Source organism: Hymenobacter profundi, from assembly GCF_019334315.1.
Lineage (GTDB): Bacteria > Bacteroidota > Bacteroidia > Cytophagales > Hymenobacteraceae > Hymenobacter > Hymenobacter profundi.
Map to the genome: position 1 here is coordinate 25,642 of NZ_JAHWGL010000055.1, position 7,828 is coordinate 33,469.

Annotated in this window: 8 protein-coding genes; 4 read left to right on the forward strand and 4 right to left on the reverse strand. The window is 54.9% G+C overall.

The window, feature by feature from the left end; translation table 11 throughout:
• Window positions 1-102: 102 nt before the first annotated feature.
• The 3 genes from KYK14_RS13365 to KYK14_RS13375 all read left to right on the forward strand — a co-directional run bounded on the left by KYK14_RS13365 (window position 103) and on the right by KYK14_RS13375 (window position 3,734).
• Window positions 103-1,668: an acyl-CoA carboxylase subunit beta gene (locus KYK14_RS13365; RefSeq protein WP_219159474.1), complete on the forward strand. Its 1,566-nt coding sequence runs from the start codon at window positions 103-105 to the stop codon at window positions 1,666-1,668.
• 116 nt (window positions 1,669-1,784) lie between these two features.
• Window positions 1,785-2,855: a M42 family metallopeptidase gene (locus tag KYK14_RS13370; protein ID WP_219159465.1), complete on the forward strand. Its 1,071-nt coding sequence runs from the start codon at window positions 1,785-1,787 to the stop codon at window positions 2,853-2,855.
• Between the two features lie 69 nt (window positions 2,856-2,924).
• The gene (locus KYK14_RS13375) at window positions 2,925-3,734 is read left to right on the forward strand and encodes a helical backbone metal receptor (RefSeq protein WP_219159466.1); all 810 of its coding nucleotides are present in this window, start codon (window positions 2,925-2,927) and stop codon (window positions 3,732-3,734) included.
• Window positions 3,735-3,863: 129 nt separating this feature from the next.
• On the opposite strand, the gene KYK14_RS13380 is transcribed toward KYK14_RS13375, so the two are convergent.
• Entirely contained in the window at window positions 3,864-4,400 is a 537-nt protein-coding gene (locus KYK14_RS13380) for a DUF7935 family protein (RefSeq protein WP_219159467.1), read from the reverse strand.
• 204 nt (window positions 4,401-4,604) lie between these two features.
• Here KYK14_RS13380 and KYK14_RS13385 point away from each other — a divergent pair, with 204 nt between their 5' ends.
• Window positions 4,605-4,958, forward strand: coding sequence for a HesB/IscA family protein (locus KYK14_RS13385; RefSeq protein ID WP_185282743.1), 354 nt, complete (start codon window positions 4,605-4,607; stop codon window positions 4,956-4,958).
• A 67-nt stretch (window positions 4,959-5,025) separates the two neighbouring features.
• Here the strand turns inward: KYK14_RS13385 and KYK14_RS13390 are convergent, their stop codons facing one another.
• From KYK14_RS13390 to KYK14_RS13400, 3 genes are all read right to left on the reverse strand, one after another.
• Window positions 5,026-6,378, reverse strand: coding sequence for a DUF2254 domain-containing protein (locus KYK14_RS13390; RefSeq protein WP_185282742.1), 1,353 nt, complete (start codon window positions 6,376-6,378; stop codon window positions 5,026-5,028).
• A gap of 72 nt (window positions 6,379-6,450) precedes the next feature.
• A complete protein-coding gene (locus KYK14_RS13395) occupies window positions 6,451-7,320 on the reverse strand; it encodes a ChaN family lipoprotein (protein WP_219159468.1) in 870 nt (289 codons plus the stop codon).
• A 124-nt stretch (window positions 7,321-7,444) separates the two neighbouring features.
• A partial coding sequence (locus KYK14_RS13400) for an ABC transporter permease (protein ID WP_219159470.1) occupies window positions 7,445-7,828 on the reverse strand: 384 nt, incomplete at its 5' end.

The following is a 7,828-nucleotide window of genomic DNA, read 5'->3' on the forward strand; positions in this document are numbered from 1 at the left end:
AATTACACAAGATTTACCACAAGCGTAAAGCCGCCCCAAATTCTGGTGCGGCTTTTTTTGTTTCCTGCCTTACCTTTGAAGTTCACCCCCTACCCCACCCGCATGACTGACCCACACGCCAATGCCCACCACACCAAGTTAGAAATACTCGAAGCCAAGAATGCCGAAGCCCTACTCGGCGGTGGTCAGGCCCGCATCGATGCCCAGCACAAAAAAGGAAAGCTCACAGCCCGCGAACGGCTGGACTTATTGCTCGATGAAGGCTCGTTTGAGGAAATTGGGAAGTTTGTGATGCACCGCTCCAAGGATTTTGGGCTAGATAAGGAGTACTACCTCGGCGACGGTGTAGTAACCGGCTACGGCACCGTAAACGGCCGACTCGTGTACGTTTTCTCCCAGGATTTTACGGTATTCGGTGGTTCTCTCAGTGAGACCCACGCCGAGAAAATCGTGAAGATTATGGACCTGGCCATGAAGAACGGTGCACCTGTTATCGGGCTGAACGACTCGGGCGGGGCGCGTATTCAGGAAGGGGTAGTGAGTCTGGGCGGCTATGCTGACATCTTCTATAAGAATACCCTAGCCTCGGGGGTAGTGCCCCAGCTTTCGGCCGTGATGGGACCGTGCGCGGGAGGTGCGGTGTACTCGCCGGCCATTACGGACTTTATTCTGATGGTGGAGGACACAAGCTATATGTTCGTGACCGGCCCCAATGTGGTGAAAACCGTGACCCATGAGACCGTGACCAGCGAGGAGCTGGGCGGCGCCAGCACGCACTCCACCAAGAGCGGCGTCACGCACTTCACGGCGCCCAACGAGGTAGCCTGCATCCAGCAGCTCAAGCAACTGCTGAGCTACATGCCCCAGAACTGCGAGGAAACCGCTCCCGCCCTACCCTACACGCCGGCCGACGAGCAGCGCCCCGCGTTGGACACGCTCATTCCCGACAACCCCAACCAGCCGTATGATATTCGGGAGGTAATAGAGGGCATCATTGATGCGGATTCTTTTCTGGAAGTGCATCAGAATTTTGCTGAGAACATTGTGGTAGGCTTTGCCCGACTGGCCGGCCGCAGCATCGGCATTGTGGGCAACCAACCGGCCGTACTGGCGGGCGTGCTCGACATCAACGCCAGTACCAAAGCCGCGCGGTTTGTGCGGTTCTGCGACGCGTTTAATATTCCGCTGCTGGTGCTGGAAGACGTACCCGGTTTCCTACCCGGCACCGACCAAGAGTGGCGCGGCATCATCACCAACGGCGCTAAGTTGCTGTATGCTTTCTGCGAAGCCACTGTGCCCCGCGTGACGGTCATTACGCGCAAAGCCTATGGCGGTGCCTACGATGTGATGAACAGCAAGCACATTGGTGCCGATTTAAACTATGCTTGGCCTACTGCCGAAATTGCGGTGATGGGCGCCAAGGGAGCCGCCGAAATTATTTTTAAGCGTGAAATCGCGGAGGCCGAAGACCCCGAAGCCAAGCTCCAGGAAAAGGTAGACGACTACCAACAAAAATTTGCCACGCCCTACCGCGCCGCTCACCGTGGCTTCGTAGATGAGGTTATCTTACCCTCGCAAACCCGTCAGAAACTGATACGAGCGTTTAAGATGTTGGAAAACAAAGTCGATCAATTACCCCGGAAAAAACACGGTAATATCCCACTGTAAGTTTTTGTACGAAGTCGCAGGCGATGTAAAAACGAATTGCATAGAGCTTTTTACACGCAGACTTCGTAGGTGCTTCTCGCGAACGTTACTCTCTGTGCGAAAAATATTCTTCTTATATGCGTCCCGAATCTTTCGATTTTCTTCAGAAATACCTCAACAATGCCTCCCCTACCGGTTTCGAAAAGGAAGGACAGAAATTATGGCTTGACTACGTACGACCTTACGTGGATGACTACCTAATCGACACCTACGGCACGGTGGTGGGCATTATCAACCCCGAAGCCAAGTACAAAGTAGTCATTGAAGCTCACGCCGACGAAATAAGCTACTTCGTCAACTTCATCACCGAATCGGGCTTCTTGTACCTGCGCAAAAACGGCGGATCCGACCCACTGGTGGCGCCCAGCAAACGCGTGAACATCCACACGGCCAAGGGCATTGTGAAAGCAGTGTTCGGCTGGCCGGCCATCCACGTGCGCAAGGTGGACCAAGACAAGGCTCCTACCATGGAAACCGTGTACCTCGATTGCGGTGCGTCGAGCAAGGAGGAAGTGGAAGCGATGGGCATTCATGTAGGCTCTGTCGTCACCTTTGAAGACGAGTTCATGGTGATGAACGACAAGTATTACGTGGGCCGGGCGCTCGACAACCGCGTGGGCGGTTTCATGATTGCTGAGGTAGCGCGTCGCCTGAAGGAAGAAGGCAAAACCCTACCCTTCGGCCTGTACGTGGTGAATTCGGTGCAGGAGGAAATTGGGCTGCGTGGGGCTGAGATGATTGCCCACCGCTTGCAACCCGACGTGGCCATCATCACCGATGTGACCCACGACACCCAGTCGCCGATGTACGAAAAAAAGACGTCCGGCGACCTGTTCTGCGGCCGTGGGCCGGTGGTTACCTATGGCCCCGCCGTGCAAAACAACCTGCGTGACCTGATCATTGAGACAGCGCAAAAGTCCGAAATACCGTTCCAGCGGGCGGCCGCTACCCGCGCCACTGGCACTGATACCGATGCCTTTGCTTACGCCGGCATGGGCGTGGCCGCGGCCCTTATTTCCCTACCCCTCAAGTACATGCACACCACAGTAGAAACCGTGCACAAAGACGACGTAGAAAACGTGATTAAGCTGATCTACGAAACCGTGCTGCGCATTGAGGACGGCCACGATTTCCGGTACTTCAAATAAACCCACGTTTTCTTATTTTTTAATGGGCTGCTGTTCTACACAAACGTAGAGCAGCAGCCCGTCTTGCTTATGCAGCTTCCTCCTATATCCTCCCTACCCCTCACAGTCACCGATCAGCTAGGTCGGCGCGTGGTGGTGCCTTTTCCGCCGCAACGCATTGTGTCACTGGTACCTTCGCAGACGGAATTGTTGTTTGATTTGGGACTGAGTGAGCGAGTGGTGGGCGTCACGAAGTTTTGCATCCATCCGGCCGACGCGCGACAGTCGGCTGTGGTTATCGGGGGCACTAAGAACTTCGATTTTGAGAAGATTGCGGCCCTACAACCCGATTTAATTCTGGGTAACAAAGAAGAGAACTACCAGGAAGGTATGGAGCAATTAGCAGCATCCTACCCTGTATGGATCAGTGACATTACCACATTGCCCGACGCGCTTGTGATGATTCGGCAAGTAGGCCTGCTTACGGGCACTGCTGCCCGTGCCAACGTGCTGGCCATCGAAATTGAGAATTCCTTTGCCACGTTATCTGCCGCGCAGCCACCGCTACCTACTGCTTATTTTATTTGGCGCAAGCCTTATATGGTGGCCGCTGCCGATACGTTTATCAACGACATGCTGCACCGTGCCGGCTTCGAGAATGTATTTGCCGATCAGCAGCGCTACCCTGAGATTACGACAGCGCAACTAGCCGCCGCGCAGCCTCAGCAGATTTTGCTTTCCTCCGAGCCCTACCCTTTCCGGGAGAAACACCTAAAAGAGTTTCGGGAACTATGCCCAACGGCTATTGTGCGGCTCGTTGATGGGGAGCTGTTTAGTTGGTACGGCAGCCGGTTGCGGCACTCGGCTGCATATTTTCGGCAACTAGCTGCAAGCGCCTAATATGAAAAAATATGCATAAGAAAGAACGTCATGCTGAGCTTGTCGAAGCATCTCGCGTGCTGACGACACATACTATCTAGGTCAGCACACGAGATGCTTCGATAAGCTCAACATGACGTCCTAGAACTTCTAAAACAACCCTATCGCCTCTTGCTTTACTACGTTCAGGGCCTGGGTAGTAGGGTCTACCTCGTCGGCAATGACGGTTTCGAGGACGCGCTTGGCCAGCTCTGTGCCGCGCAATTGCTGAGGTTGGGGTAGGGAATGATAGGCCTTGTTAATCATGGTGAGCACGTTTTCCTTGGCTTGCTTCACTTGTTGCCAGGCTTCGGAGCTCATGTAAAGCTGTTGGGAAAGATTGTGCTCGTACTCGGCCCGAACTTCCTGGAGCAATAGGCGGTGGTAGTCGGGAGCCGATTGGCCGGCGCTGCTCAAGCGCACTAGCAGGTTGCTGGGCGTGATGCGCTCCAGGAACAACACGATCCGCTCGTAGGCTTGCAAGCGCACGGGTAGTACCTCTTTGCTGCTTTGCATGCGTAGCTCAATCAGGCGGCGTTGTTGTTCTTTTTCGAAATACTGCTGAACAAGATAAAAAATAGAACCCGCCACCAGCAAGGCAGGCAGAATGATCTTCAGCAAATCAAAAATGTAAGCGGTAGTGTCCATACAAGGGAAAAGCGCCGGAAAGCGCCTCTGCGTAAAAAGAGAAAGGAAGGATGAAAGAGCGGTGTGGCCGTAGTGGGCCGCAAAGATATACGGTGAACCGTAGGGGATAGTAACGTGTTATACTATAACTTGATGAACTGCGCGCAAATAGTACTCTGCGCGGCGGTTTGTATCTTTGCCTTCTACATTATTTACCTCTGTCTTATGGCTACTGCTGTTTCGACCAAGCTTGCTCCCATCAGCCTCACTCCTCGCGCTCTGGAAGAGGTTCGTACCATTCTCCGCGACAAAAGCGTGCCCACCGAATACGGCCTGCGTGTGGGCGTACAGGGCGGCGGCTGCTCGGGCCTGAGCTACCTGCTGGGCTTTGATAAAGCCAAAGACGCCGATGAAACCTTCGACCTAGATGGCGTATTGCTCATCATGGATAAAAAGCACGCCATGTACGTGATGGGCATGGAAGTCGACTTCCAAGATGGCTTGAACGCTCGTGGCTTCGTGTTCAACAACCCTCAGGCTAAGAGCACCTGCGGCTGCGGCTCGTCGTTCTCGGCGTAGCCTTTTGCTTTCTATTCTTCGCGGCCCCCTGTCACGTGTAGTGGCAAGGGGCTTTTGCGTTACTGTGCTAGGCTGGCAGCTTATCTAATAGCGGCGTATTCAGCAGCCGCAAGGCTTCGGCCTGCCGCGTACGCACCCGTTGCAGCTCATGCGTGTCGGTGAGGTTTTGCTCGGCCGTTTGCAGGGTTCGTTCGCACTGCCGGCGTATTATTTGCCGGCGCTTGAACGAGGACGTACGCCGTATAATAGTTTCAAATGCGGTGAGCGTGCGCAGGTGCACGGCCACGTTGTCGGCGCCGCTGGTGCGGATTTGGTCGAAGGCGGTGGATACGTATTTATCGAAATCCGGGCTGTTGGCGATGACACGCACCCGGTCGCCAGCCGTACGTAGCGGGGAGCCCAACTGGCGGTTGGCTAGGTAGCTGATGAGCCCCCCCAGGTGGTCGATGCACATGATGGCCGTGGTGGTATCGTTGATACCCGGCGACAGTGCTTTCAACGCAATATCAACAATCTGGCGAATGCCGAAACCGGCATCCTGGTCCAGCGTGCGCTGGTGGCCAATGCTGAACTGATCGTTTAGGTGTTCGATTGTTTCCTCCGTTTCGGCTAGCGGCTGCTCATCACCCTGGTATAAGGCCACCGATACTAGAGGGTCGCCCATGGCCACAAAGCTACCGATGGTATGCTCCATACGGATGACGCCATCCTGCTTCTTGGCAAACTCCAGAATGGACTCGTTGTTGATGCCCTGTACGTAGCCGGTAGTGCGCGCCAAGATAGGATACCAGTGCAATCCGTCGGTGGTAGCCAGATCAGCCTTTTCTTCCGCATCGGCGGCCTCCCCCAGCGCGGTAGGAAACAGCTTCTGCATCGACTTATACGTTTCTTCCGAAGCCCCGGCAATAATGTTGGCTGCTTGTACGGATGAGGCAATGTGGTGAATAAAGAAAATCAGCATACCAATGCTCACCAAGGCCAGAAACAACCCAAATGCCACCGCCAACGACGGAATGAACTTGCCCTCGTCGCCCCCACGAATAGTGCGCAGCACCATCAGGCAATACACGAAGATGCCTACGAAAAAGCCCATCACCACCTGATTGGCCCGGTCGCGCATGAAGTTGCGCAGCAGCCGCGGCGTGTACTGGCTCGATACCTGCGCCAGGGTAGACAGCGTGAGGGAGAAAATGAGACCCGCCACCGTAATCATGGAGCTAGCAATAGCCGAGAGCATCCCGCGGGCTCCATCGGCGCCTGCCCCAAATAGCAAGGGGTACTCCGACACCCAATCGTGACTGATGCCATCATCAATCATCACCAGCCCATAGGCCAGTAGCATGGCTACTACTACCATTAAGGTAGGCACAAACCACAGGCTCGAATTGATATCAGACCACCACTGCTTTAGCTTATTCATGCAGAAGTTAACTGCATTTTATACCGTTGAGTTGTGCGTATATTTTGGCTACGGTCTTCTACCCTTACCTATTCAATAGGTCTTTGTCATATCGGTGGGCACTACTACCACGTAGTCCGCTTTTTTCAGGTTATCCTTGTCCAGTTTTTGCAGCTGCTCCTGCGATACGGTGGAGATAGTCAGGATCTTTAGCTGCGGCGCGGCTTGGCGCAAGTACCACACAATACCGTCGTGGTTATCGGAGTGGTAGCTGCCATTGAAGTGCAGTAGCGTTTGGCCTGGCTGCCTGCTTTGACCAATAAAATGGGCCATGGTGGCATCTTTGAGTGCCTGCGCCTGAATGATGTTCTGCACACCAGCAGCGTGAGCCGCATCGCTCCCAAACATAGCCTGCATGTTCTTGTAGCCCGGCAGCTCAAAATCGACGGTGATGGGTAGGGGTGCCAGCCAGGCCTTTTCCGTATCGGGTAGGGCGTTGAGGGTCGAGAGGCTGCCCTTGGCTACCTGCGAGGCGTAGCGACGTGGCACGTTGGTGCCTACCACACGCAGCTTTTGCTGCCGGGCCAATTGCAGTAGCGGTTTGTAGTCGGTAGCATAATTGGGCCAGGGGCGGCTATCAGCCTCGAAGGTCTGGTCGGTTAGCTCGCCGGTGTTATACTGCTCTACTAAGGGCTGCACGTCGCGCTCAAACATTTCGAAGCCGAGCACCAGCTGGCCTTGCTTGCGCTGGGCCAGGTCGCGGGCTACCTGCAATTCCAGCCAGTGCGCAATAGGGTCGTTGTGCTGCTCGCCAAACAGCACCACATCGGCCTGGGCCAGCTGGGCCAGCATTTTGTCGTAGTCGGCAGGCTTGCCGGCAGCCGTGAACAGGCGATAGGCGGGTTTGTCCTGGGCGTGTACAGCCGGAGCAACAAGTAATAGTAAGAAGAGTAAGACGCGCATAACTCAAAGATACGTCCTCCACTGCGTCCTCCGCGAAAACACTGCGTCCTCTGCGGGCTAAGTCGTTGCTACGATTTTAGCCCGCAGAGGACGCGGAGGGAAACGCAGAAAGCGCAGTGTTCTGCTACCCCTTATAAAACATCCACTTTGATAATTCGCGGTAGGTTACTTTTTTGCCGTACATCAGCACGCCTACCCGATAGATGCGCGCCCCTACCCACACGGTGCCTACAAACCCGATGGCTAGCAGCACCAGCGACAAGGCCAGCTGCCACGCCGGCACCCCAAAGGGTAGGCGAATGACCATGGCAATGGGCGAGGTAAACGGAATCATCGACATCCAGAAGGCCACCGGTCCATCGGGGTTGCGCAGAATCACGGATACGCCAATGATATAGCTCAAGATCAAGGGCATGGTGATGGGAAACATGAATTGCTGGGTGTCCGTCTGGTCGTCTACGGCTGCACCGATAGCACCGAATAACGCCCCATACAGCAAGTAGCCACC